Source organism: Pseudomonas sp. PGPR40, from assembly GCF_022014505.1.
GTDB lineage: Bacteria > Pseudomonadota > Gammaproteobacteria > Pseudomonadales > Pseudomonadaceae > Aquipseudomonas.
On record NZ_JAKLSP010000027.1, the window covers coordinates 1 to 24,728 of the forward strand.

Here is a 24,728-nt window from a genome sequence, read left to right on the forward strand (position 1 = left end):
AAAGCATCCGCGGCCCCAAAATCGCCAAGCCCAAGGAATGGCTGGAGGGAAAGGCTGCCAATGCTCATGTGTCGACCGACCGGGTGCTTAAGGCCCATAAAGGGAAAACACCTTGAAAGGGCTGGCCGTAAGGGCGGAACCCTAAGCGGCCGTGACCGCAGAAATGGATATGCACTCCCAACACCCGGCAGTGAATCTCGCTACCTATGCCCCAGGTGCCAGCATCAGATTAGGCGATGGCCGCTCGTAACCCTCCTCCTCCAGGCGCATATCCAGCATCAGGCTGGACAGGTCCGCCGTGAGCGCTTCGGCTTCAGCATCGTTTTCCAGGTAGATCAGTTTCAGGTAGCTGTTGCAGCCGGGGCAGACTTCCGCCCGCAACGGTGCCTGATTGGCAGCGTGACGGTCATCCTCGAAGCTGACGTATTGCAGCCCCTTGCTCTGTTCGCAATACACGCACTTGACCCGCACCGCATGCCATTCACAGGCACACAACGAGCACACCAGATAACGCAACCCGTTGTATTTGCCGCGATGACGAATTACCCCGGCCATCGCCGGCGAACCGCAGGCCGGGCATTGGCTCAGGCTGTCGCCGCGCTTGAGTTCAAGGTTGGGCATGCTCAACAACCAATGGCTCCAGGCCGCTTGCAGCGCTGCACCGAGGAACGGCACCAGTTCTGCCGGCAGCATTGAATACTGTCCGCTGACCAAGGCAATCGCCCAGGCTTTGAGCAGCCCCGGGTTGGCACTGCGCAAAGTCGCCACGGCGTTTTCTACCGCAGCGTGTGACGGTGGCTGATAGCGTTGCAACAAGGCTTCGAGATACGGCAGCCAGACGTTTTCGCGCACCAGACTGTCGGCGGCGAACGGTGGCAAACCATGTTCTACGCACACCCGAAGACGTTCGGGATCGGGCATGGCGGCCACGGGCGGATCGTCCATCAATGTCTGTTGAGCGTGGCACAGCCCCGCGATCAAACGCAGATAATCCGCCATGGGATGCCCGTCCGCCAGGCGCTCCAGACGCAGCGCGCGCAAGGTGAACAGGTTGTTCGGTGGCAGGTACAGAAACGGCGGTGAACTCGCCGCCGCTTCTATCTGCCCAGGCTCGAGGATCGTGGCCAAGGGGTCATCCTTTTTTACTGATCGGTCGCTCAGGCGTCTCGTCTCGGGTCACTTCCTGATACCAGAGTTCATGGTGTTTTCTCGCCCAGGCGCGGCTGACCCGACCACGCACCATGGCGTGGACCGAGCCGCGAATCCAGATACCGGCATAGACGTGGACGATGATGCTCAGCACCAGGATGAAACCTGCCAGCGCATGCAGCAGCATCGCCCAACGAATGCCGGTGATGCCGAAATATGCGCTGAACCAGGCACGCCAGATCACGAGTCCGCTGAACAACAGCACCAGCATGCAAATCAGCAACACCCAGAACAGCAGCTTCTGCGCCGGGTTGTACTTGCCGATCGGCGGCACGCCCCCCTCTTCGTTGCGCATCACAGTCCTGACACGCCTGAGCCACAAACGGTCATTGGCGCTGAAGTAATTCGCTCGCCAGAAACTGAACACCAGGCCGAGGAACAACACAAACATCGCCACGCCCAGGTACGGATGCAGAATGCGCGTCCATGAACCGCCGCCAAACAGGTTACTGAGCCAAAACAATCCCGGATGGAACAAGGCCAGCCCCGACAACGCGGCCATCAGAAACAGCATCGCCACCAGCCAGTGATTGGTGCGCTGGTTGGCGGTGTAGCGCAGGATCGGTTTGTCGTTCATGGCCTGTCCTCCCCGCCGGGTTTCGTCGGGTCGAAGGTGTGCACCGATGGATCGAATTCATGCACCGCCGGGTCGATGGTGACTGGGTGTTCGTCCTCCTCGACCAATTGCGGCCCGACGCGCACGTAGTGAAAGAACCCGGCCAGCACCGCCGCGCCCATGGCCAGCAGTGCCAGGGGTTTGCTCAGGCCTTTCCACAAGTCCACCAGCGGACTGATCGCGGGGTGATCCGGCAAGCCGGCATACAACCTGGGCGTATCGGCATGGTGCAGCACATACATGACGTGGGTACCGCCGACGCCTGCGGGGTCATACAAACCGGCGTTGTCGAAACCGCGACTTTTGAGGTCGACGATTCGTTCGGCAGCGTGTTCTTTCATGTCTTCCTTGCTGCCGAAAACGATGGCGCCGGTCGGGCAGGTTTTCACGCAGGCCGGCTCCAGCCCCACCGCCACCCGGTCCGAACACAGCGTGCATTTATAGGCTTTGTGATCCTTTTGCGAGATGCGCGGAATGTTGAACGGGCAGCCGGTGATGCAATACCCGCAGCCGATGCAATGGTCTTGATCGAAATCGACGATGCCGTTGGCGTGCTTGATGATAGCGCCGGGACTCGGGCACGCCGCCAGGCAGCCGGGCTCGGCGCAGTGCATGCAGCCGTCCTTGCGAATCAGCCATTCGAGGTTGCCGGCGTCGGTTTCATGCTCGGTGAAGCGCATCAAGGTCCAGGTGTCTGCGCTGAGGTCCTGAGGGTTGTCGTAGGTGCCGAGGTTGTGACCGACATCGTCGCGCAGCTCGTTCCATTCCGAGCAGGCGACCTGGCAGGCCTTGCAGCCAATGCACTTGGTGGTGTCGATCAGCTTGGCCACTTCCTCTTGCGTGCGCACCGAGGGCGGCAGGGTGGTGGTGGCCGAACGGGCGATGATGTCTTGGCTGGCCATTTAGACTTTCTCCACGTTGACCAGGAATGACTTGGATTCCGGGGTCTGTGTGTTGCCATCGCCGAGGAACGGCACCAGGGTGTTGGTCAGGTAACCGTGACGGGTGGCGCCGGTGAAGCCCCAGTGCAACGGGATACCGATCTGGTGCACCACCTGATTGTTGACCTGCAGCGGACGAATCCGCTTGGTCACCACCGCCACCGCTTCGATATGCCCGCGCTTGGAGCTGACCCGGACCCGGTCGCCAGCGGCAATGCCCTTCTCCTTGGCCAACACCTCGCCGATCTCGACGAACTGCTCGGGCTGGGTCACGGCGTTGATCGGGCAATGTTTGGTCCAGAAGTGGAAGTGCTCGGTCAGCCGGTAACTGGTCGCCGCATAAGGGAAGTCCTTGGCCTGCCCGAGGGTGTCCCAGACTGAATCGAAGATCCGCCCGGCCGGGTTGCTGGTCGCCTGCTTGTTGTTCGGGTGCATCGGGTTGATGCCGATGGGCGTTTCGAACGGTTCGTAGTGTTCCGGGAACGGCCCTTCGTTCATCTTGTCGAGGGCGAAGAAACGCGCCACGCCTTCGGGGTTCATGATGAACGGGTTCATTCCGGCTTCCGGCGGTGCATCAGCCTTGTAGTCGGGCACGTCGGTGCCGGTCCAGACTTTGCCGTTCCACCACACCAGCCGCTTGTTCGCGTCCCACGGTTTGCCTTGCGGGTCGCAAGAGGCGCGGTTGTAGAGGATCCGTCGGTTCATCGGCCAGGCCCAGGCCCAGCCCAGGTTCTGCTTCATCCCGAAAGGATCGCTGTTGTCACGCCGGGCCATCAGGTTGCCCTGTTCGGTCCAGCTGCCGCAGAAAATCCAGCAACCGGACGCCGTGCTGCCATCGTCCTTGAGCTGGCCGAAACCGGACAGCTGCTGACCAGCCTTGACCACCGCGCCCGCGGCATCGGTGACATCGGCAACCGCGTAGCCGTTGAATTCCCGGGCCAGCTCTTCCGGTGTCGGGTCATCGGGAATCTTGTAGGGCCAGTCGAGCTTGAGGATCGGCTCGGCCCAGGCACCGCCATTGGCCTGGTAACGCTGGCGCAGGCGCAAGAACAGTTCGGCCATGATCTTCACGTCCGTGTGCGCTTGCCCTGGGCCATCGGCACCCTTCCAGTGCCATTGCAGCCAGCGGCCGCTGTTGACCAGTGAACCGTTTTCTTCGGCGAAACAGGTGGTGGGCAGGCGGATGACTTCGGTCTGAATGCTGGCCGTTTCCACATCGTTGTAAGGCCCGGCGTTGCGCCAGAACTCCGAGGTTTCGGTGGCCAAGGGGTCCATCACCACCAGCCATTTGAGTTTGGCCAACGCCTTCATTACACGGTTCTTGTCCGGCAAAGCGGCGATCGGGTTGAAGCCCTGGCACATGTAGCCATTGACCTGGCCCTTGCCCATCATGTCGAACATTTTCAGGATGTCGTAGCCGGGAATGTCCAGTTTGGGCAGCCAATCGTAGCCCCAGTTGTTCTCGGCGGTGGCATTGGCGCCGTACCAGGCTTTCATCAGGCTGACATGAAACTTGCCGTAGTTCTGCCAGTAGGACATCTGCCCGGGACGCAGCGGCTTGAGGGCGCGCTTGGCGATGTAGGCGTTGTAATCCTGTTCGGCTTCGGCCGGCAGGGTCAGGTAACCGGGCAGCAGGTTGGACAGCAAGCCCAGGTCGGTCAGGCCCTGGATATTGGAGTGCCCGCGCAGGGCATTGACGCCCCCGCCCGGCATGCCGACGTTGCCCAGCAGCAGTTGCACCATGGCCGCGCTGCGGATCATCTGCGAGCCGGTCGAATGCTGGGTCCAGCCCAGCGCGTAGAGAATCGTCATGGTTTTGCCCGGTTGCGAGCAGGTGGCGATCTCTTCCCAGATTTTTTGCATCGCGTCCACGGGCATGCCGCAGACCTGACTGGCCAGCTCCAGGGTGTAGCGGCTGTAATGCTGCTTCATTAATTGGTAGACGCAGCGTGGGTCCTGCAAAGTCGGGTCGACTTTGGCGAAACCGTCCTCGCCAATTTCGTAGCCCCAGCCGGACTTATCGGTGTAGGTGCGCTTGCTCGCGTCGTAACCGCTGAACAACCCGTCCTCGAAACCGTAGTTGGCTTTGACGATGAACGACACGTCGGTATAGGCCCGCACGTATTCGTGCTGGATCTTGTCTTCGGTCAGCAGGTAATTGATCAGCCCGCCCATGAAGGCAATGTCGGTGCCGGTGCGGATTGGCGCGTAATAGTCGGCCACCGAGGCGGTCCGGGTAAAACGCGGGTCGACCACAATAAGACGCGCCTTGTTGTGGGCTTTGGCTTCGGTCACCCATTTGAACCCACAAGGGTGCGCTTCGGCGGCATTGCCACCCATCACCAGAACCAGATTCGCGTTGGCGATATCGGTCCAGTGGTTGGTCATGGCACCACGGCCATACGTCGGGGCAAGACTTGCCACCGTCGGGCCATGTCAGACACGTGCCTGGTTATCGAACCCCAGCATGCCGAGACTGCGAATCACCTTGTGGGTGATGTACCCCGCTTCGTTGGACGATGCCGACGCCGCGAGGAAACCGGTGGTCAGCCAGCGGTTCACCGTTTGCCCCTGGGCGTTCTTCTCGATGAAGTTGGCGTCGCGGTCGGCCTTCATCAGGTCGGCGATGCGATCCAGCGCTTCATCCCAGGAGATTCGCGCCCACTCCGTGGTGCCGGGCTTGCGCACCTGCGGGTACTGGAGACGACTGGGGCTGTGAATGAAATCGAGCAGGCCTGCGCCTTTGGGGCAGAGGGTGCCGCGATTGACCGGGTGGTCGGCATCGCCTTCGATGTGGATGATGCTCTGGGCGACATTCTTCGCGTTGTCACCCTGGCTGTACATGATCAAGCCGCAACCGACCGAGCAGTACGGGCAGGTGTTGCGGGTTTCATGGGTATGGGCGAGCTTGAAATGACGCACTTGTTCGGCGAAAGCGGGCGTCGGGGCCATGCCCAGCGCGCCGAGGCTTGAGCCCGCAAGGCCGAGACCAGCGACCTTGAAGAACTGACGACGGTTGAGGTCCATCGTGCACTCCTGATCAGGTGGAATGTGGGAGCGGGCTTGCTCGCGAAAGCGGTGTGTCAGGCGATAGCAATGTTGACTGTGCCGCCGTCTTCGCGAGCAAGCCCGCTCCCACAGGGACGGTAACCTATCTACCGCCACTTAGAACTTTAGACAATGTTGCCGTGCGCGGTCTGAAAACCGACCGTCGGCGGCTTGCCGGTCATGCTCTGTTGCGCAATTCGCCAGCGATCAAGGTTGGCGCTTATCATGGCCACCGGATTAACCCCCTGCCTTTTATGAGACTGAGCATGACTTTCGATTTTGATCAGGTGTTCGACCGCCATGGCACTGGCAGTACCAAATGGAGCCGTTACCCGGCCGATGTGTTGCCGATGTGGGTCGCCGACATGGACTTCGCCGCTCCGCCAGCGATCATTCAGGCGCTGCAAACACGCCTGGAACACCCGATGCTCGGTTACAGCGTGGCGCAGGATGACTTGCGTGACGCCATCGTCGCCGACCTGTGGAACAAGTACGCCTGGCGCGTGCAACCCCAGGAGCTGGTCTTCCTGCCGGGTATCGAGTCGGGGTTCAACATGGCCCTGCATGCGCTGGTTCAGCCGCAGCAGAACGTGGTCGTGCAAACGCCAAACTACCCGCCGCTGCGCCATGCACCGGGCCACTGGCAACTGAACAAAGTCGAACTGGACTTCGACGCGTTGGCCGATGGTACCTATGCCACGCCACTCGATGCTTTGCGCGAGGCGCTGCAAGGGGGCGGCGCCCTGCTGCTGAGCAACCCGCATAACCCGCTGGGCAAGGTCTTCCCGCGCGAGGAACTGCAAGCAGTCGCCGACATTTGTCTGGAACAGGACGCCTGGATCATCTCCGACGAGATCCACTCCGAGTTGTGCTTCGATGGGCGTGTGCACATTCCGACCGCCTCGCTCAGCCCGCAGATCGCCCAGCGCACCATCACCCTGATGTCGGCGAGCAAGGCCTACAACATCGCCGGTTTGAAGACGGCGTTCATGATCATTCAGGACGCGGCACTGCGCCATCGGGTCAACAACGCCCGCTGTGGCATGGTCGACAGCGTCAACCCGCTTGGCCTGGAAGCCACCCGCGTCGCCTACAGCGAAGGTCGTCCCTGGCTGACCGAGCTCATGGCCTACCTGCAAAGCAATCGGGATTATCTGGTGGAGGCGGTTCGCACACGGTTGCCGGGCGTGACCATGAACATCCCTCAGGGCACTTACCTGGCGTGGCTCGACTGCACGGCACTGGGGCTGGATGACCCGCAGCACTTCTTCCTCGAACAAGCCAAGGTCGGGCTGAGCGCCGGCCTGGATTTCGGCGATAACGCCCAGCAGTTCGTGCGCTTGAACTTCGGCTGCCCGCGGGCGCTGCTGGAAGAAGGGATTGCACGGATGGAGCGTAGTTTGCGTAACCGCTGACTCTTCCGCGAACTCAAGAACAACAAGGATCAAATGTGGGAGCGGGCTTGCTCGCGAAGGCGGAGTGTCAGGCGACATCCCTCTTGACTGTAAGGCAGTCTTCGCGAGCAAGCCCGCTCCCACAAGGGATTTGTGTGCTTTTGCGGATAGCGGAAATCCAACCGAACTCAAGGCAAAAGACCGGGGTCAACCCCAATGCCAGTCATGTAGGAGCCAGGCGACTTGCCGGCGAAGGCGTCCTTAAAAGCGCCTTCGCCGGCAAGCCTGGCTTCTACATGGTGCTTGAGTCTTTTGCCTTGATCAGAGGAGATTTCCCGATGACTGACTATCCAAAACCACCCTTCCCTAAACAAAGCCAGCCAGTCCCCGGGGTTCAAGCGAAAATGGACCCTTACCCGGATTGTGGCGAGCAGAGCTACAAAGGTTCGGGTCGGCTGGAGGGCAAGATTGCCCTGATCACCGGTGCCGACAGCGGCATCGGCCGTGCGGTGGCGATTGCGTTCGCCCGGGAAGGCGCGGATGTGGTGGTTGCCTATCTGAATGAACAGGAAGATGCGCAGGAAACCGCACGCTGGGTCGAACAGGCCGGTCGTCAATGCCTGCTGCTGCCCGGCGATGTGGCGCAAAAAGCGCACTGCCAGGCGTTGGTGGACAAAACCGTCGAGCGCTTTGGCCGGATCGACATTCTGGTGAACAATGCCGCGTTCCAGATGACCCACGAAAACATCGAGGACATCCCGGACGAAGAATGGGTGATGACTTTCGATGTGAACATCACGGCCATGTTCAGGCTCTGTCAGGCCGCGCTGAAGCACATGAAGCCCGGCAGTTCGATCATCAACACCAGCTCGATCAACTCCGACATGCCCAAGCCGACATTGCTGGCCTACGCGACCACCAAGGGCGCGATTGCCAACTTTACCGCCGGCCTGGCGCAGCTGCTGGGTCCAAAGAACATTCGGGTGAACAGCGTGGCACCGGGACCGATCTGGACGCCGCTGATCGTTTCGACCATACCCGAGGAAGACGTGCAAAAGTTCGGTGAGCAAACCCCGCTTGGTCGTCCCGGTCAACCGGTGGAAGTCGCGCCGATCTATGTGCTGCTGGCCTCGGATGAAGCCAGTTACATCACCGGGCAACGGTATGGCGTCACGGGCGGCAAGCCGATGCTCTGACGCAACTGGCATGGCCTGCATTCGGCCCCTGTAGGAGCCAGGCTTGCCGGCGAAGGCGTCCTTAAGAGCGCCTTCGCCGGCAAGCCTGGCTCCTACGAAAAGCGGTTCATTCGCTTAACTGACTGGCATTGGGGCAAGCCCAAGAAATCAGGGCTTTTGAGCAATCACCGAAATCTTGCCATTGCGCTCGATGATGGCGAATTTGATCTGATCGAGGGTTTCAATACCCTGGCTTGAGCGCGCGGCTTCCATGATGTCCGCTTCGACCAAGCGTGCATGGCGCAGGCGTTTGTGCAGGATTTTGCCGTCCTCGACGATAATCGTCGCCCCACCATCGATCAGCCGCTGCACCCATTGCGAACGCTGTTTGAGCAATGAAAGCCCGACATCGATGGCAATCAGCGTCACGATCACCAGCAACGAATTGGTCAGGGAAAAATCATTGCCCAGCAGCGCTTGTTGGGTCGCCTCGCCAATGATCATCAACAGCACGAAATCAAACGTCGTCAGTTCGGCCAGCGAGCGCCGACCGGCGATCTTGAACAGCACCATCAACGCCAGATACATCACGGCCGCGCGCAATACCGAATCCATAAGTCACCTAAGGGAAAATGAATTGATCTACCTTGACGGGGGCTGCACCGGGCGAGGCGATACGGCTGCGAAACAGGCCCAGCCCCTCGCCACGCAGGGTCAGGTAAAGGCTGGCCTGCCCTTGCGCATCCGTTTGTACCCACAGTTTCATGCCCTGTTCGCCACTGAGTGCACGCACAGGTTCCGGTTGCAGGGTTTCGACTTCGAAGCCTTCCAGCAGTTTTCCAGTCAGTTCCAGCTCAACCGTGGCATCCGGCCGGCCGAGCACACTGATCTTCATCGGGTTGGTCGAGCCATGACGGTGGAACCTCTCGTATTCCACCCGTACCTTGCCATCGCTGCCATGAACGTCTTGGGAACTGAGCGGACCATGCGAAAACAAGCCGAGCAACGCCAACACTACCAACAGCACCAGCACGCACCAGCCCCAGCGCTCGAATCGCCAGAGCTTGACCTGATACGCCATGTCTTCGCGCACCGGAAAATCGCGGCTGTGGTATTCGGTGCGGGTGGATTCGTCTTTCATTGATTTACCTGGGCTAGCGCACGTTTATGAAAAAACGAGATCCGCTTCAAGGCATGTTCTGCGGCCAGTAACTGGACCCGGCTGCGGGATCCGAAAAACCGGTGCTGGTGAGTGAACACGTGCTTGCCCCGCTCAGTCTGGTATGCCCAGGCGAAGCAGACGGTACCGGCCGGAATCCCATCGACATCCTCCGGCCCCAGGATACCGGTGGTGGCCACAGCGACATTGGCGGTGCTGTCGAGCAATGCCCCCAAGGCCATTTCGCGAGCGACTTCACAACTGGTCAGATTGTAGGTCTTGATGGTATGGGGGCTCACGTTGAGCAGCCGTTGCTTCGCTTCGCAAGAATAGACCACGTAACCGCTTTCGATCAGATCCCCGCTGTCTGGCACTTCAGCCAGCAAGGTCACGATTTTTCCGGCGGTGCAGGATTCGGCAGTCGTCAGGCGCAAGTCGTGCTGACGCAAATAGTCGACGACAGTCTGGCTTACGTTCATGGCAAGGCCTCCAGCAGAGGAACTGCTCGGTTGACCTTCAGCACTGGTAAACATTCCCTCCGGCAGACCGCCCTTGGCCATCCGAAAAAAAATGAACCCCTGGCGATGGCCGCACCTCAATACTTTTAGGGGCCCCTATGCCGGGCCGCTCGCTATCTGGAGGTCGACATGTCCGCACCTTTCGTCAGGCTGTTCACTCAGCCCAATTTCGTCTGGACAGATATTCGTAAGGAAGAGGAAGCGCATCCGCGCCATTACCTCGCTCATTTGCTGCTGCTCGCCTTGATTCCAGCCGTATGCCTGTTTATCGGGACCACCTATGTCGGCTGGAGCCTGGTGGAGAACGAAACGGTCAAGCTCAGTACCACCAGCGCTCTGCAACTCTGCGGGTTGCTGTACCTGACCATCATTGTCGGCGTGGTGCTGATGGGGCTGTTCATTCGCTGGATGTCGCGCACCTTCGACTCACGCCCCACCATCAATCAATGCATCGGTTTTGCCGCCTATACCGTGACTCCGTTCTTTCTCGCAGGTATCGCCGGGCTCTACCCCAGCCGCTGGCTGGCGATCACGGTGCTGGGGGCCGCCTCCCTCTATTCGACGTTTCTGCTGTTCGTCGGTTTGCCGATTTTCATGCACGAGCGCAAGGAGCAAGGCCTGCTGAATGCGGCGAGCTTATGGGGCGTCGGGCTGTTGGTGCTGGTGACGATTCTGGTGGAAATGATTCTGCTCTGGTCCAACTATTTGAGACCTGAGTACTTGCGCGTGACCGGCGTTTGACTGCCCTGAGTCCGCCATCCTTCGAGCACAGGGCATGAATTTCATCGTGTGGATGGCGGTGTTGGGGGCGGTGCTGCTGACCCTGGCATTGACCTCGTCCTATTTGCGCTGGATGCCGGTGACCACATCAGCGGTATGCCTGGTGCTGGGCCTGGCGATCGGTCCGGCGGGCCTGGGCTTGCTCAAGCTGGACATCAAGGACGCGGCGCTCTGGATGGAGCATCTGACGGAAGTCGCGGTGCTCTTTTCGTTGTTTGTCTGCGGACTCAAATTGCGCCTGCCGTTCAGGAATCGCCAATGGTGGGTAGCATTCGGGCTGGCGGGGCCGGTGATGGTGTTGACCATCATTGGCGTCTGCCTGCTGCTCCATTATGGTTTTGGCCTGGCCTGGGAGCCGTCGCTGCTGATCGGGGCGATTCTGGCGCCCACCGATCCGGTTTTGGCCTCGCTGGTGCAGGTCAATGATGCCAAGGACTACGACCCGGTGCGTTTCGGACTCTCCGGTGAGGCGGGCCTTAACGATGGCATCGCATTCCCCTTCGTGATCCTGGGCTTGTTGTTTGTGCAACAGGGTGGCGATAGCGACGCCTGGTTGGGTGAGTGGGCATTGAAGAGCCTGCTATGGGCCGTACCTGCCGGTTTGCTCATCGGCTACTGGATGGGACATGGCATCGGGCGCTTGACCTTGTCGATGCGTATCAGGAATGCCGACAGCACCTTCTCCCCCAATGATTACCTGACCCTGGCGCTGATCGCACTGGCTTATGTCGCGGCCGAGGAACTCCATGCCTACGGCTTTCTGTCGGTATTCGCCGCTGGCCTCGGATTGCGTCAGGCGGAAGTCAAATCCACCGGTGCTCCTTTGATGCCCGCCGAGCATCTGGTGCAACCGGTAGTCGGTCACCAGAATGTCGAACCCGAAGCTGCCGTGCATGGTGACGTGGAGAATCTGCAGGAAAGCCAGGTGGCGGCCGGCATCATGATGGGCGACATGCTGGCATTCGGCAGTCTGGTGGAACGCGCCATGGAAGTATTTCTGGTGACCCTGCTGGGCGTGGTGCTGGTGGGCCACTGGGATTGGCGAGCATTGGTGGTTGCACTGGTGTTGTTCTGTGCCATTCGCCCCTTGTGCGTAGGGCTCATACCCTGGGGCCGCTTGCTGGATGGCCGCCAGCGATTGTTGATCGGCTGGTTCGGGATTCGCGGCATCGGGAGCTTTTATTACCTGTTCTACGCCTTGAACCATGACCTCGGTCCGGCGACAGCAACGCTGTGCACCGACCTGACGTTGTCGGTGGTGGCGCTCAGCATTCTGGCGCATGGCATCAGTACCCAACCGATGCTTAGTCGTTATGAGCGACGCAATCAGCAAGAAGTTTGACGGCTTCCCTGCGCGCTCATTTCTTCGGTCAACCTGCACTGATCAGCAAGGGACATTCATGCAGGTTGCACGACAAACGTCGTTTGAAGTCGTTTGCAACCCACTGTTTTTAAAAGTTTTATCGTAAAAATTTAAACAGGCACGAGAAATGCTCCGCCAGTGTGAGCGACAACGGCAGAAAGTCCTTTGCCCTTGACCCGTGACTAAACAAGAGGTTTGACCATGAACGCCATTGACCTGTTGAAAACCGACCATGAACGCGTAAAAGGCATCCTGGCCCAGTTGAGCGAGTCCACCGAGCGTGGGGTTAAAAAGCGCACCGAGTTGCTGGCCAAACTGGAAATGGAAATCGCGATCCATACCCGTCTGGAAGAGGAAGTGTTGTACCCGGCGTATAAAAAAGCCGGGGGCAAGGAGCAGGACATCATGTATTACGAAGCCAAGGAGGAGCATCGCACGGTCGATACGCTGGTACTCCCCGACCTCAAAACCACGGATCCCTCCACCGTCGAATTTGCCGGTCGAGTGAAAGTGGTCAAGGAGCTGTTGGAACATCACATTGAAGAAGAGGAAAAGGAAATGTTTCCTCAGGCAAAAAAACTGCTGGGTAAAACGACACTCGATGAACTGGGTGCAGAGATGGAAAGCCTGAAAGCCCGATACAAAAAAGAGCTGGGCGCGCCCATTCTCGCGGCTTGATAGCCTCCTGTAGGAGCGAGGCTTGCCCGCGAAGAACGATGACGCGTAATACCTGAAAAAACGCGGTGCATTCTTCGCGGGCAAGCCCGCTCCTACAGAAATTTCGCTTAACTGACAGGCATTAACTGATTCACTTCATCGCCAAGGCAATGACTTCCACCAGATGAAGCTGGGTAAAGGGCTTGGACAGGCGCGGAAGTCTGGACGCGAAGCCTTCCAGGCGCTCGGCGTAACCGGTGGCGAGGACGATCGGCAGGTGTGGCCTTATGACCCGAATAGCCTGCGCCAATTGCGCGCCACTCATCTTGGGCATGGCCATGTCCGTAATGACCAGGTCAAAGTCGTGCTCGCTGTCGAACAGTTCCAGCGCCTGTGCACCGGACGCTGCACTGATCACCCGATGACCCAGGTCCTCAAGCAACAGGCTGGTACTGGTCAACACCAGGCTGTCGTCGTCCACGACCAACACACACAGACGAGGCACCCGCGACATGGCGGGCTCCTCAATAACGGGTTCGGTGGTCGAGCTGGCTAGCGCAACAGGTAACCAGAGTTCGGCAGTCGTGCCGACATCCTTCTGGCTTTTCAGAATGAAGCGCCCACCCAGTTGCTCTGTAAACCCATGAACCATCGACAATCCCAGGCCAGTGCCTTTGCCGACGCCTTTTGTGGTGAAGAAAGGGTCCATTGCCGATGCCAGGGTAGCGTCATCCATGCCCTCCCCCTTATCCGTGACACTCAGGCAGACATAGCGGCCTGGCGCCAGGGATAACCTCGCCTGATCGCAGATCTCTTCTATCTGGGCACCGATGACAAGTTTCCCACCGTCGGGCATGGCATCGCGGGCGTTGGTCGCCAGGTTCAGCACCGCCAGTTCGAGCTGATTGACGTCGGCCATGACCGGTTCGAGTTCGGGCGCAAAGCAGGTTTCTATGGTGACCGCCGGCCCCAGAGAGCTGCGCAGCAGCCCGGTAATTCCCTGCACCAATGTTGGTATATCAACCGATTCGGTCTTCAGCTCCTGGCGCCTGGCAAATGCCAACATGCGCTGAGTCAAGGAAACGCCGCGCAAAGCGCCTTGAGTGGCATTGTCGAGCAAGCGGGTAATTCTCGGATCGTCCGCCGCACGTTTGCGAACCACTTCCAGATTGCCAAGGATAACCGTCAGCAGATTATTGAAGTCATGGGCAATGCCCCCGCTGAGCTGGCCGATAGCCTGCATTTTCTGCGCCTGAAACAACGCTTCGCGGGTCTGCTCAAGCGCTTGCTGAGCTTGTGTGACCTCGGTGATGTCCTGAGTGATCTTGGCAAATCCGAGCAATGTACCGGTGTCGCCCCAAATCGGGTCGATCACGACATGCGCAAAAAAACGCGTACCGTCCTTGCGCACGCGCCAGGCCTTGTTTTCGAATCGGCCCTCGCGCGTGGCAATCTCCAGCGCCCGTTGCGGTTCACCAGCGTCGCGGTCTTCAGAGGTGTAAAACATCGAGAAATGCTGGCCGATAACTTCTTCGGGCCGGTAGCCCTTGATTCGCTGAGCCCCCGGATTCCAGTTGGTCAGGCGTCCATCCGGGGCAAGCATATAGATGGCGTAGTCGGTAACGCTTTGCACCAGCAGCCGAAACTGCTGCTCACTTTGCTTGAGGGTTTCTTCGGCCATTTTGCGGTCGGTCAAATCCCGGGTGATCTTTGCAAAACCCAGTAATTTGCCCGACGGGTCGAGAATGGGGTCGATGATGATGTGGGACCAGAAATGCGTGCCGTCCTTGCGAACCCGCCAGCCTTCGCCCTCGAAACGCCCTTCGTGAATGGCGGTATCAAGGGAGCGCTGAGGCAAATCCGCCTTGCGGTCCTCTTCGGTATAAAAACGCGAGAAATGCTGGCCGAGAATTTCCGTTTCCTCATACCCTTTGAAACGCTTGGCGCCAGCGTTCCAACTAGTGATGATGCCATCGGGGTCAATCATGTAGATCGCGTAGTCGATCACAGCATCGATCAGCAGACGAAATCGCATCTCCTCAATGGCATTGATCCTGGTCCGGTCATCGCTCATGGATCCCTGTCCTGATGATTGTTCTTCTGGAGTATGCGACAAACAGCAGGTTTGGAAATTCAAAAAAAAACGTGATCTTTTGGGACCTACTCAACAGGTTGAAAAAGCGCTGATTTCATCGACCACCAGCGCGGCAACAATTGCTTGACCTTGCTCTCGCCAAACCGGTCATCGATCAGCATCACCACCCCTTGATCCTGCTGAGTGCGGATCACCCGCCCCGCTGCTTGCACCACTTTCTGCACACCGGGAAACAGGTAGGTGTAGTCATAACCGGCCCCGAAAATCGCCGCCATGCGCTGTTTCAACTGTTCATTGACCGGGTTGAGTTGCGCCAGCCCCAGGGTGGCGATGAATGCACCAATCAACCGCGCGCCGGGTAAATCGATGCCTTCGCCAAACGCGCCACCCAGCACCGCAAACCCTACGCCCTGACTATGGACGGTGAATTGATCGAGAAACGCCTGACGCGGCCCTTCCCCCATTCCCCGGGACTGCGACCACAGCGTGATGTGCGGATGCCGTTCGGCCAGCAACTGGGCCACTTGCTGCAAATAGTCGAAGCTGCTGAAGAACGCCAGGTAGTTACCGGGGCGCTGGGTGAACTGTTTGGCAATCAGCTCGACGATGGGTTCAAGGGACGCCCGGCGGTGAACATAGCGGGTCGAAATCTGGCTGACGATGTGTACTTGCAGCTGTTCGGCGCTGAACGGCGATTCCACATCGATCCAGACGGTACTCGCCGGTGTTCCCAGCAAATCGGCGTAGTAATGCCGAGGGCTCAAGGTGGCGGAAAACAGCACAGTGCTACGCGCAGCGGTCAGGCGTGGGCGAATGAAAGCGGCGGGCACCACGTTGCGCAGGCACAGTTGCGACAGGTTGCGCTTGCGCTCGAGATCGCGTTTGCTGATGTCGAACAGGAAATGCTCATCGAACAGTTCAGCCACGCGGCCGAATTGCAGCATGTCGAAGTAAAAGTTCTGCAACCCGCTGTCCAGGCCCTGAGGGTAATCGTTCAGGTAGTCGCCGATGCTCGCGCAGCACAAGGACAGCGCCTGAAGCAGCTTTTCCGGCGTTTTGTCGTAGGCCTGATAGGGGCTGAGTTGCTGATCATGCAGGGCATTCCATTCGCGGTTGACCCGCTGCAAGGATCTCTTTAGCGGCTCAGGCGCGTTTTTTCGCACGCTGTTCAACGTCGCCTGGTCGAGGCTGGCGCTGTACATCTGCCGGCCACGCTCCACCAGATTGTGGGCTTCGTCGACCAGTACCGCGACTGTCCAGTTATTGGCCTGGGCCAGCCCGAACAGCAACGCGCTGAAGTCGAAATAGTAGTTGTAGTCGGCCACCACCACGTCCGCCCAGCGGGCCATTTCCTGGCTCAGGTAGTAAGGGCAAACGTCATGCTGCAGGGCAACCTCGCGCAAGGCACTCTGGCTCAGCAGGCTCAACTGGCTGGCGGCCTGACGCGCGGCCGGCAGACGATCATAAAAACCCTGGGCCAACGGGCAGGACTCGCCATGGCAGGCTTTATCCGGATGCTCGCAAGCCTTGTCCCGAGCGATCATCTCGAGAACTCGCAAGGGTGGCGCATCGGCGCTGTCGAGGATGACCTGAGCGGCGTCCAGCGCCAATTTGCGCCCCGGAGTTTTCGCCGTGAGGAAAAACACCTTGTCCAGTTGCTGTGGCCCCAGGGCCTTGAGCATCGGAAACAGTGTGCCAACGGTCTTGCCGATACCCGTCGGTGCCTGGGCCATCAGGCAGCGACCGGTGCTGACAGCCTTGAACACCGATTCGGCCAAATGCCGTTGTCCGGGACGAAAATCGGCATGGGGAAATGCCAGCTGTTGCGCCGCCAGATTACGCCCTTCGCGATGGGCCATTTCCTGCTCGGCCCACTGCAGGAACAACCCACAATGGTGTTCGAAGAACAGCTGCAATTCGGCGGCGCTGAAGACCTCGACCAGACAGGTTTCCTTTTCGCTGACGATGTCGAAATACACCAGCGCCAGATTAATCTGCTCTAGCTGCAGTTTCTGGCACATCAACCCACCGTAGATCTTCGCCTGCGCCCAGTGCAGCTGCCGGTGATTGGCCGGTTGCTTGCTCAGGTCGCCACGGTAGGTTTTGACTTCTTCGAGGCAGTTTTGCGCCGGATCGTAGCCATCCGCCCGGCCTTTCACGGTCAAGGTTCGATACTGGCCCTCAAGCTCGACCTCGCTCTGGTAACCCTCGCTGCGCCGTGACGCCACGGTGCGATGCCCGACGATGCCTTCCAGCGCGGTCGGTGACGGGGTGAAGCGCAGGTCGAGGTCGCCGACCTTGGCGGTGAATTCACACAGCGCCCGCACCGCAATGCTGTAGCTCACGCGCCCTGCTCCGCCCATTGCACGTAGCACACGGCGATCGGCATCTGGTGCTCGTGACAGAATTCCAGCCAGCGCAATTGATTGTCTTGCAACCGATCGCCGGGGCCTTTGACTTCGATCATCCGGTAGGTTTTGTGTTGCGGCCAGAACTGAATCAGGTCCGGCATGCCGGCGCGGTTGGCCTTGATGTCGAGCAGCAGTCGATTGAACCAGTGTTTGAGGTGTTCGGCGGGCAAACAGTCGAGCGCCTGCTCCAGCAGTTCCTCGCTCAATGCGCCCCAAAATACGAACGGTGACTGCACACCCCACTTGGTGCTGTAACGCTCGCGGACAGTGTGCACATAACGCCCGTCATCGAGTTGGGCGAGGCAGTCCTGGAACAAATCCGCGCGCCGCGCATGAAAGTCTTCGTTGAGCAGGTCCGCCGGCCCGCGCTGGAACGGGTGAAAAAACGCCCCCGGCAATGGCGCGAAAATCGCCGGCCAGCACAGCAGCCCGAACAGTGAGTTGATCAGGCTGTTCTCGACGTAATGCACCGGCGCCGACTCGTCCGCCAGGTGCGCCTGAACACAAGACTCCACCGACAACGCCGGATCGTGTCTGGGCAGTTGCAGATCCAGGCGCTGCATGGCGCGAGGGGCTGCTCGCTTGATTGGCGGCCCGCCCAGCTTGCGCCGCAGTCTGGGCAGCACACGCAATAAATGCTGATGTTCGGCGGCGCTTTCAGGGGCTTGCTCGGCGTGGGCGGCCAGGTCCAAGGCCAACTGATATTCAGCACTGCGCTCCAACACGCGAATCAGCCGCAGGCGCGCCCCGGGGTAGGCGCATTCGCGATAGAGACTCAGGGCGGTGGAAAAATCCGCGATACGCTCGCAATGCTGAGCGATCTGGAACAGCAGTTTGCCCCGACGTCTTTGCAGCCAGGGATTGTCGAGTTCCAGCCCGTTGATCTGCTCGACAATCGCCGCCACCTCTTCACCGGCTTCGAAATGCTGCTGACAGCTGTGCAGAAACAGGCAGGCATCGACGTCCTCGCGACTGCGCAACCCTCGGGACTCGGCGCAGAACTCGACTTTCTCGTAGGTAAAGATGCCCAGGTCGGCCAGCACGAACTCCGACCAGTCCTGATAAAGATTGCCAAAGAACATCAGCCGCAGCCGGTCGCACAGGCCCATGACGGTCAGGCTGAACAACCGGTCATTCAGTGCCGGACACCATTGGGCAAAACTTTGCGCTTCGGGAAACTGCTCGCTCAGGGCCGACAGCCAATCGTTCTTTTTGCCTTTCGGCTGATCGATGGCGCTGCCAAAGCACTGGAGAATCTCGGCCTTGAGCAACACCTCGAACAATTCCTCGATAGGCAATGGCGACTGCTGGGCGATCCAGCCCGATGCCAGCAACGGTGTCGCAGCGCTGTCGATGTCGCCGATCTCGGCGTAACTCAGTTTGCCAGCCCTGAAATGCACCCCCTTGCGCATCACCAGTCTGACTAACAGCGCCTGGGACTCGCGGGGCAGTCGGTTGAAGTCGCGGATGACATCCTGTTCCTCGACGCTCAATACATCGGCATAGCGATGTTCAAGCCAATCAAGCACTTGCATGAAGTTGTTCAAGTAATAGAACGGGTCATCGAGAGGATTTACAATCACGGGTAAAAGGGCCATGGCAAGCGAGTACTGGTTATGCGTACAGATACCAGCTATGCCCCACCCGGTGCAAACGGAAAAGGATCAGTGGCGACGCTATTCGGCAAATTTTCGGGTGACCATCGAACTTTCTGCCATTGCATCGCACCAACCGCGTTAGAGGCACAGCGACGATTGACCTCAAGCGGGGCGTTCGCGCTGTTTTTATTGAGTGATGGGAGGTGTGTATGAATATCAAGACTCTGGGTTTGCCCTTGGCAGTAGCGGCCTTTTTGATCCTGGCCGGCTGCTCGACGCCAACGGTCGTGACCCTGCAGAACGGCACCCAGTATTTGACCAAGGACATGCCGAACACCAAGACCAAGGATGGTTTCTACGAGTTTGAAGATATTTCCGGGGCCAAGGTGAAAGTCCGGGCCGATGACGTGGCCACGGTTCGCAAGGAAGACTGATCCCTGAATGGGTTGCCCGCAAGCCGGTAAGTTAAAACGCAGAACCTGTGGAGCGGGCTTGCTCGCGAAGACGGCGGCACAGTCAATATTGATGTTGCCTGACACACCGCTTTCGCGAGCAAGCCCGCTCCCACATTGGATCTGTGGCGTTCGAACAGCAAATAGGAATCAGAGATATTTGAGAATCGCGATGTCGCGACGGCGCTGTTTGAGGTTGGCGAACCAGCGCGTCGGGAAGAACAGCAACACCCCGAGGATCAGGCTCCATAGCCAGACCATGGGCAGGTTGTCGAAGCCATAATACGTGCCCTGATTGGTGCCCCAAATCGCGACGGCCACCAAGTACATCGCCTTGAGCACGTACAAGTGCAGCAAATAGAAAAACATCGGCGCACCGCCGTAGATCGCCAAGGTCGCGGTGGACCAGCGATCCTGAGCTTTCTCGAACAACGCCAAAAGAATCAACCCCAGACCCAGTGTCGGCATCAGGAACATCAGCGATGGCGGGTACTTCTTCGCGCTCAGGAAACTCATGAACGTGCGCAGGGAATCACCTGTCTGCACCCAAGGCTTCTCGCCGTAAACGTTCAGGTAACGAATGAATACGAAGGCCACCAGCAGGCCACAGCCGACTTTCAGCAACCGCGCAATTCGCTCCGCCGAGTCCATGTCCTTGCCGAACCAGGGCCCGATGGCCCAGCCCAGCAAAATCACCCCGATCCACGGCAACACCGGATAGGTGGTGCGAGCCCGAGTGAACTCGGTGATGTCGATGAACACCCGCTGATGCAGGATCGACCACGGCACGAAGAACGGCGACTCCGGCCCCACGGTCACGCCGTCGAGCAGGTTGTGCCCGGCGACAATCGCTACTCCGAGCACGATCAGCCAACTGCGCTTGAAGTGCAGCAACCCGGCGAGCACGATCATGCAGATGCCGATGCACCAGATCACTTGCAGCCACAAGGTCTTGGGCGGGAACTCGGCATTCCAGGCAAAGCACACAAAGGTGAGCTCCAGAAACACCAGGAACAGCCCGCGCTTTAGCAGGAACACCGACGTCTCGTTGGCCGTGTGTTTCTGGCTATAGAGCCAGGCCGACAAACCGGTGAGGAAGATGAACACCGGGGCGCAGATTGTGCTCAGCAGTCGGGTGAAGAACAGGTCGGGGGTAACGCTCAAGGCGTCGATCGGATCGGTCACCTGACGATGCAGCAGAAAGGTTTCCCGCACGTGGTCGATGAGCATGCAAAGCATGACGAAACCGCGCAGGGCATCAATGGCCAGCATTCGCGTGGTGGTTTTTACCGCGCTGGCGGCAAGCGCAGGAGAAGCCATTGCTGGCAAATCGAAGGTGGAACTGTTGCTGTTACTCACGTTGCCAAATCTCCTGTACTCAATGGCGGCCTGTCGCAATGACGTTATAGTATAACGTGATAATGCGCGAATGCTTTAGTGCCAGATTCCTTTTGGTGGAACTCGAGAGTGACAGGTGGGTCACGTAGACAGGCAGGTTTATTGCGTTATCGTTCTTCGCGAGCAAGCCCGCTCCCACATTTTGATCGCAGCCGTACCCATATTTGGTGTTTACTGAAGATCGAATGTGGGAGCGGGCTTGCTCGCGAAGAGGCCCTTACCGGCGCCGCATCACCCTCAGGCGATCACAATCCCGCTACCGGACAAGCTGTCCAGCCCGATACCCACCAGGGTCACCGAATCACTGCCGAATGTCAGCAGCGTATCCTGCCCCACCGCCGTGGCATGAGCCCGGTAATCGTCGTTCGGCGCAACGCCCTGAACCCCGAGGAACACCAGTTTGTCGTTGGCTTGATAACCCATCACCCGATCCTGGCCAAACGCGCCGCTGAACAGGAACGTATCGACTCCGCCCCCCGACTCCATCAGGTCATTACCCGCCCCGCCGACAAACACGTCACTGCCGGTGCTGCCGAGCAAATGATCGTTTCCGTCGAGGCCAAACATCCAATCGCCCGTTGCGTGCGCGTTGAGGGTGTCGGCGCCGGCCGTACCCTTCACGCTTGAGGCGTATTGGGTGAGGTTGCCGCCGTCCGCAAGGCCATTGGCGGTAACGCTGTGGGTCACGTCATCCTTGAACACCCCCCAGAGAAATCCCGGCTCCTTGGTCACGATACTGCCGATGTCGCGAGTGATGCTGATGCCGCCATTGGCGTCGCGGATATAAAGATTGCCGGCACCGTCATTGGCAAAAACGAAGTTCTTCACCGATTGCTGCAAATCCAGCACGTTGCTGCCCTCGCCGCCCGACAGGATGTTGTAGCCCCCACCATCGCGGAAGGTATCGTTCCCATCGCGACCTTCCAGGTAGTCGCTGCCCTTGCCGCCCTGGATCAGGTCATTGCCGTCGCTGCCGATGATAAAAGTACTGCCTTTGTGGGTTTCGGCGTTGCGGTTCAAATCCTCGACCCAAGTATTGCTGCGTGCCGGGTCCGAGAGGTTGGCGATGATAATGGTCGAGTCTTTGCTGGTCAGGTCGTAGAACTGCGACTCCAGCACCCGGGTCATGCCGTCGCCGTAACCGGTGGGCAAGTGCGAGATCCAGGTGGGAATGTTGAGGATGGAATACGGCAGCACATTCCACGCCGTCGACGCGTAGTTGTCGTTGAAGCTGACGATGTTATCGGTCGTCGAATCCTTGGCGGCATCGTGCACGCCCACCGAGGACAAGTTGAACGACGAGCCATCGAGGGCGCGGAACACCGGGTCGTTTTCATAGCCGATGTTCAGCACTTTGTCGCTGCTGCTTTGGGTCGGCGAGGCGTAGGCGATGTAGTTGGAATCCTGATAGAACCCGGACCATTTCTCGCTGCTCAAGTCCGCCAGGCTATTGACCGCCAATCCACCAAGGCTGTGGCCGCTGACCAGCACGTCTCTGCCTGACAGCCCATTGGCCTGGGCAAATGCTGCAACGTCACCGAGCAAATTGCCGAAGGCTTCGCCCGCGTAGTTTTTTGCGTAATCCTTGGGCCCCAATGCCGCCAGCAGATCGTTGATCACATCACCGATAGAGTCGCCGATCTGGATTTCTCGCGGGCCGCTGGTGCCGCGAAAAGCGATGCCGATTTCGGTGAGATGACCCTGGGCGTCGTACTTGCCGAGGATCTCGACTTGAGCGCTGGTGTAACCGTCCTTCTCGCCGAAGAACGTTCCGCGAGCGTCGGTCTTGCCGTCATAGCCCAGTTGCGTGGCGGTGATCGGCGTCCAGCCGGCTTGTTGCACGGCTTCAAGTGCGGCTTTTTCCGAATCGGGGTTCCAGGGAATGCCAGGAATGACGCCTTGGGAATCGGTGCCGCCGATCAGCGCAGTGACCAGGGTTGCGGGCAAGCCCAGGCCGAAGCCGTTTTGCTGGTAACCGGTGGCGAAACCGTTGTCGAGGTTGTGATAGGAATACAGCGTGATTGCCATGGCGTCGCTGAACAACGCTTTGGAGTCTGCTGTATCGAAGTTTTTGTAGTCATACACACCCATTGGTATTGCCTCTCTCTCTTTGTTGGAATTGTTAGAGATAGCTCACAGCCAGGACGCCTCACTGACGAGGCGCCCCGGAGCATTCAGTGCATGCAGCTTTTACGCAAACGTAATTCCCGAAGCCGAAAGATTATCCAGACCTACGCCCACCAGCGTTACGGCGTAATCGCCAATCTTGAGCACAGTGTCGTTGCCGGCCTGTGATGCGTGCTGAGTGAAGTCATAACCCTGCCCCGCGCCCTGGACGCCCATGAACACTAGTTTGTCGCTGCCCTGGTAGCCATTGATCGCATCGAAACCGAAGGCGCCGCTGAACAGGAAAGTGTTGTTGCCGCCTCCCGAGGCCTGCATCACGTCATTGCCCGTGCCACCGACGAAGGTCACGTGGCTTTTGTCGCTGCGCAGCAGATCGTCGCCGGCATTGCCGAACAGCCAGTCACCGTCGACGCTGGCCACCAGCGTGTTGCCATAGGCATCGCCATTGAGCGAGAGGTTGTAGTGGGTCAGTTCCGTGCCATTGAGCAAGCCATTGTCGGTGACGTTGTAGGTCACTTCCTTGCTGCCCCACCACGAACCCGATTCCTTGCTCACCAGCGCGCCGATGTCGCGGGTCATGCTGATGCCGCCGTAGGCGTCACGCACATACAACGTGCCGTCGCCGTCATTGGCAAAACTGAAGTTCTGCAACGGCTTCTGCAGCTCGAAGGTGTTGCTGCCCTTGCCGCCCAGCAGCAGGTTGTAGCCGCCGTCATCGCGGAAGCGGTCGTTACCGTCACGGCCTTCGATGAAGTCATTGCCCGCGCCGCCCTTGAGCCAGTCATTGCTGTCGGTGCCGATGATAAAGGTGGTGCCGATGTGGGGCTCGCCGCTGCGCCCCAGGTCTTCGACCCAGGTGGTGCCTCGGGACGATTCCGACAGGTTGGACACGATCAGCGTCGAGTCCTTGTCGGTGAGGTCGTAGAAGCGCGAGTCGATCACCCGGTTCAAGCCGTCGGCATAACCCAACGAACCGTGGGCCGACCAGTTCAGCGGATTGAGAATGCTGAACGGCACCAGGTTCTGCGCGGTGGATGCGTATTGGTCATTGAAGTTGACGATGTTGTTGGTCGCCGACTCCTGATGACCGTCGTGCTTACCCAGCGAGCCACTGCTGAAGGTGGTGCCGTCGAGCACGCGAAACACCGGGTCATTCTCATAGCCGATGTTCAACACGTTGTTGCCGGTGGCGCTTTGAGTCGGCGAGGCGAAGGCAATGTAGTTGGCGTCCTTGAAAAAACCGCCCCAGTTATTGCCGCTCAACTCCGCCAGGCTGTTGACCCCCAACCCGCCAAGGCTGTGCCCGCTGACCAATACGTCCTTGGCACTCAGGCCGTGGGCGATGGCAAACGCGGCGACGCTTTTGAGCAGCGTGTCGAAGGCATTTTTCGCATAGTTCGTCGCGTAATCCACCGGGCCGACCGCGGCCAGCAGGTTGTTTTTCATGTCGCCGAAGGTATCGCTATATCCCAGGCCACCGGTGCCACGGAAGGCGATACCAATGCCGATCAACTTCCCTGCCCCGTCGTATTTACCGAGGATTTCGGCTTCGGCGCTGGTGAAGCCGTCCTTCTCGCCATAGAAGGTACCTTGAGCGCCGACGTTGCCCTGATAGCCCAACGCTGCCGCGCCAATCGGCGCCCAAGCGGTCGCCGGCAGTGGCTGGCCGGTGGGCGTGTACGCGTAGAGCGTCAGCGCGATCGCGTCGGAGTACAACGCCTTGCCGGCCTCACTGCCGGCACTTTTGTAATCAAACAGTCCCATGTTCTTGCTTCCTTAGCGTCAAA

General features: G+C 59.2%; 19 protein-coding genes. 6 read left to right on the plus strand and 13 right to left on the minus strand.

Going from position 1 to position 24,728, the window contains the following annotated elements:
* Positions 1-204 precede the first annotated feature (204 nt).
* From fdhE to fdnG, 4 genes are read right to left on the minus strand one after another with little or no spacing between them, the layout of a single operon-like run.
* The gene (gene fdhE / locus MEB48_RS21675) at positions 205-1,128 is read right to left on the minus strand and encodes a formate dehydrogenase accessory protein FdhE (protein WP_237885949.1); all 924 of its coding nucleotides are present in this window, start codon (positions 1,126-1,128) and stop codon (positions 205-207) included.
* 4 nt (positions 1,129-1,132) lie between these two features.
* Positions 1,133-1,786 carry a formate dehydrogenase subunit gamma gene (locus MEB48_RS21680; RefSeq protein ID WP_237885950.1) on the minus strand — a complete coding sequence of 218 codons (654 nt, stop codon included), beginning with the start codon at positions 1,784-1,786 and terminating at the stop codon, positions 1,133-1,135.
* On the minus strand, positions 1,783-2,727 hold the full coding sequence (gene fdxH / locus MEB48_RS21685) for a formate dehydrogenase subunit beta (protein ID WP_237885951.1): 945 nt from the start codon (positions 2,725-2,727) through the stop codon (positions 1,783-1,785). The genes MEB48_RS21680 and fdxH overlap by 4 nt, the downstream gene beginning before the upstream one ends.
* A complete protein-coding gene (fdnG, locus tag MEB48_RS21690) occupies positions 2,728-5,793 on the minus strand; it encodes a formate dehydrogenase-N subunit alpha (protein WP_237885952.1) in 3,066 nt (1,021 codons plus the stop codon).
* Between the two features lie 287 nt (positions 5,794-6,080).
* Here fdnG and MEB48_RS21695 point away from each other — a divergent pair, with 287 nt between their 5' ends.
* Together MEB48_RS21695 and MEB48_RS21700 are read left to right on the plus strand one after the other, a co-directional pair.
* Positions 6,081-7,229 (plus strand): MalY/PatB family protein, encoded by a 1,149-nt coding sequence (locus MEB48_RS21695; protein WP_237885953.1) that lies wholly within the window; start codon positions 6,081-6,083, stop codon positions 7,227-7,229.
* 317 nt (positions 7,230-7,546) lie between these two features.
* Positions 7,547-8,404, plus strand: coding sequence for an SDR family oxidoreductase (locus tag MEB48_RS21700; protein WP_237885954.1), 858 nt, complete (start codon positions 7,547-7,549; stop codon positions 8,402-8,404).
* Between the two features lie 147 nt (positions 8,405-8,551).
* Here MEB48_RS21700 and MEB48_RS21705 read toward each other — a convergent pair whose 3' ends face one another.
* The 3 genes from MEB48_RS21705 to MEB48_RS21715 are packed head-to-tail and all read right to left on the minus strand — an operon-like array spanning position 8,552 to position 10,021.
* Positions 8,552-8,998, minus strand: coding sequence for a DUF421 domain-containing protein (locus tag MEB48_RS21705; protein ID WP_237885955.1), 447 nt, complete (start codon positions 8,996-8,998; stop codon positions 8,552-8,554).
* Positions 8,999-9,005: 7 nt separating this feature from the next.
* Positions 9,006-9,524: a hypothetical protein gene (locus tag MEB48_RS21710; RefSeq protein WP_237885956.1), complete on the minus strand. Its 519-nt coding sequence runs from the start codon at positions 9,522-9,524 to the stop codon at positions 9,006-9,008.
* Positions 9,521-10,021, minus strand: coding sequence for a CinA family protein (locus MEB48_RS21715; protein WP_237885957.1), 501 nt, complete (start codon positions 10,019-10,021; stop codon positions 9,521-9,523). Before MEB48_RS21715 ends, MEB48_RS21710 begins: the two co-directional genes overlap by 4 nt.
* Before the next feature lie 168 nt (positions 10,022-10,189).
* On the opposite strand from MEB48_RS21715, the gene MEB48_RS21720 reads away from it, so the two are divergent.
* From MEB48_RS21720 to MEB48_RS21730, 3 genes are all read left to right on the plus strand, one after another.
* Positions 10,190-10,801 carry a Yip1 family protein gene (locus tag MEB48_RS21720; RefSeq protein WP_237885958.1) on the plus strand — a complete coding sequence of 204 codons (612 nt, stop codon included), beginning with the start codon at positions 10,190-10,192 and terminating at the stop codon, positions 10,799-10,801.
* A 34-nt stretch (positions 10,802-10,835) separates the two neighbouring features.
* Positions 10,836-12,182: a cation:proton antiporter gene (locus tag MEB48_RS21725; RefSeq protein WP_237885959.1), complete on the plus strand. Its 1,347-nt coding sequence runs from the start codon at positions 10,836-10,838 to the stop codon at positions 12,180-12,182.
* A gap of 222 nt (positions 12,183-12,404) precedes the next feature.
* Entirely contained in the window at positions 12,405-12,881 is a 477-nt protein-coding gene (locus MEB48_RS21730; protein WP_237885960.1) for a hemerythrin domain-containing protein, read from the plus strand.
* Between the two features lie 130 nt (positions 12,882-13,011).
* On the opposite strand, the gene MEB48_RS21735 is transcribed toward MEB48_RS21730, so the two are convergent.
* The 3 genes from MEB48_RS21735 to MEB48_RS21745 all read right to left on the minus strand — a co-directional run bounded on the left by MEB48_RS21735 (position 13,012) and on the right by MEB48_RS21745 (position 18,964).
* On the minus strand, positions 13,012-14,934 hold the full coding sequence (locus MEB48_RS21735; protein ID WP_237885961.1) for a hybrid sensor histidine kinase/response regulator: 1,923 nt from the start codon (positions 14,932-14,934) through the stop codon (positions 13,012-13,014).
* An 86-nt stretch (positions 14,935-15,020) separates the two neighbouring features.
* Entirely contained in the window at positions 15,021-17,300 is a 2,280-nt protein-coding gene (locus tag MEB48_RS21740; protein WP_237885962.1) for an ATP-dependent DNA helicase, read from the minus strand.
* Entirely contained in the window at positions 17,297-18,964 is a 1,668-nt protein-coding gene (locus tag MEB48_RS21745) for a VRR-NUC domain-containing protein (RefSeq protein ID WP_237885963.1), read from the minus strand. Before MEB48_RS21745 ends, MEB48_RS21740 begins: the two co-directional genes overlap by 4 nt.
* Before the next feature lie 209 nt (positions 18,965-19,173).
* Between MEB48_RS21745 and MEB48_RS21750 the strand changes: the two genes are divergently transcribed.
* On the plus strand, positions 19,174-19,398 hold the full coding sequence (locus tag MEB48_RS21750) for a YgdI/YgdR family lipoprotein (RefSeq protein WP_237885964.1): 225 nt from the start codon (positions 19,174-19,176) through the stop codon (positions 19,396-19,398).
* Between the two features lie 168 nt (positions 19,399-19,566).
* Here the strand turns inward: MEB48_RS21750 and MEB48_RS21755 are convergent, their stop codons facing one another.
* The 3 genes from MEB48_RS21755 to MEB48_RS21765 all read right to left on the minus strand — a co-directional run bounded on the left by MEB48_RS21755 (position 19,567) and on the right by MEB48_RS21765 (position 24,705).
* The gene (locus MEB48_RS21755; RefSeq protein ID WP_237886017.1) at positions 19,567-20,736 is read right to left on the minus strand and encodes a DUF1624 domain-containing protein; all 1,170 of its coding nucleotides are present in this window, start codon (positions 20,734-20,736) and stop codon (positions 19,567-19,569) included.
* Positions 20,737-21,051: 315 nt separating this feature from the next.
* Positions 21,052-22,905 (minus strand): polyurethane esterase, encoded by a 1,854-nt coding sequence (locus MEB48_RS21760; protein ID WP_237885965.1) that lies wholly within the window; start codon positions 22,903-22,905, stop codon positions 21,052-21,054.
* A gap of 99 nt (positions 22,906-23,004) precedes the next feature.
* A complete protein-coding gene (locus MEB48_RS21765) occupies positions 23,005-24,705 on the minus strand; it encodes a polyurethane esterase (protein ID WP_237885966.1) in 1,701 nt (566 codons plus the stop codon).
* Positions 24,706-24,728 lie beyond the last annotated feature (23 nt).

Bases quoted from the DNA above. Each gene is read 5' to 3' on its own strand.
- MEB48_RS21680 (WP_237885950.1), bottom strand. From the start codon at position 1,786: ATGAACGACAAACCGATCCTGCGCTACACCGCCAACCAGCGCACCAAT.
- fdxH (WP_237885951.1), bottom strand. From the start codon at position 2,727: ATGGCCAGCCAAGACATCATCGCCCGTTCGGCCACCACCACCCTGCCG.
- MEB48_RS21695 (WP_237885953.1), top strand. From the start codon at position 6,081: ATGACTTTCGATTTTGATCAGGTGTTCGACCGCCATGGCACTGGCAGT.
- MEB48_RS21700 (WP_237885954.1), top strand. From the start codon at position 7,547: ATGACTGACTATCCAAAACCACCCTTCCCTAAACAAAGCCAGCCAGTC.
- MEB48_RS21705 (WP_237885955.1), bottom strand. From the start codon at position 8,998: ATGGATTCGGTATTGCGCGCGGCCGTGATGTATCTGGCGTTGATGGTG.
- MEB48_RS21710 (WP_237885956.1), bottom strand. From the start codon at position 9,524: ATGAAAGACGAATCCACCCGCACCGAATACCACAGCCGCGATTTTCCG.
- MEB48_RS21715 (WP_237885957.1), bottom strand. From the start codon at position 10,021: ATGAACGTAAGCCAGACTGTCGTCGACTATTTGCGTCAGCACGACTTG.
- MEB48_RS21720 (WP_237885958.1), top strand. From the start codon at position 10,190: ATGTCCGCACCTTTCGTCAGGCTGTTCACTCAGCCCAATTTCGTCTGG.
- MEB48_RS21725 (WP_237885959.1), top strand. From the start codon at position 10,836: ATGAATTTCATCGTGTGGATGGCGGTGTTGGGGGCGGTGCTGCTGACC.
- MEB48_RS21730 (WP_237885960.1), top strand. From the start codon at position 12,405: ATGAACGCCATTGACCTGTTGAAAACCGACCATGAACGCGTAAAAGGC.
- MEB48_RS21735 (WP_237885961.1), bottom strand. From the start codon at position 14,934: ATGAGCGATGACCGGACCAGGATCAATGCCATTGAGGAGATGCGATTT.
- MEB48_RS21745 (WP_237885963.1), bottom strand. From the start codon at position 18,964: ATGGCCCTTTTACCCGTGATTGTAAATCCTCTCGATGACCCGTTCTAT.
- MEB48_RS21750 (WP_237885964.1), top strand. From the start codon at position 19,174: ATGAATATCAAGACTCTGGGTTTGCCCTTGGCAGTAGCGGCCTTTTTG.
- MEB48_RS21755 (WP_237886017.1), bottom strand. From the start codon at position 20,736: ATGGCTTCTCCTGCGCTTGCCGCCAGCGCGGTAAAAACCACCACGCGA.
- MEB48_RS21760 (WP_237885965.1), bottom strand. From the start codon at position 22,905: ATGGGTGTGTATGACTACAAAAACTTCGATACAGCAGACTCCAAAGCG.
- MEB48_RS21765 (WP_237885966.1), bottom strand. From the start codon at position 24,705: ATGGGACTGTTTGATTACAAAAGTGCCGGCAGTGAGGCCGGCAAGGCG.